Source organism: Mesorhizobium sp. M2E.F.Ca.ET.209.01.1.1 (genome assembly GCF_004010375.2).
Classification (GTDB): Bacteria; Pseudomonadota; Alphaproteobacteria; order Rhizobiales; family Rhizobiaceae; genus Mesorhizobium.
Map to the genome: position 1 here is coordinate 1 of NZ_SADP02000627.1, position 340 is coordinate 340.

At 61.5% G+C, this 340-nt stretch carries 1 protein-coding gene; it reads left to right on the forward strand.

Features of this window, described 5'->3' with window-relative positions:
• Positions 1-159: 159 nt before the first annotated feature.
• On the forward strand, positions 160-340 hold a 181-nt coding region (locus EN852_RS41915; protein ID WP_210238312.1), incomplete at its 3' end, for a hypothetical protein.

Here is a 340-nt window from a genome sequence, read left to right on the forward strand (position 1 = left end):
GCGGCTGTTGGTGGGTGCCGACCCTTGATCGGCACACCTGTCAGCTATCGAATGAACCATCCACGCATGGTGTGGACGGCAACTGCGGTTGTTGGCACGCGTGGCTGTGGGTAGGTGTCGACCTTGGTCGACACACTGGATACAGAAGAATGATCTGCCATGAAAAAAGCCCGCCGGAATCCGGCGGGCTTTTTCGATTGTCGGGGTCAGATCCCTTTCCTCAGGGGAAGGGCTCTGACCCCAGGGCTGCGGGCATCAGGTCCAGCCGAACAGCTCGAACAGCTTCAGGATCAGGTAGGCGCAGCCGCCGGCCGCCGGGATGGTCAGGATCCAGGCCCAG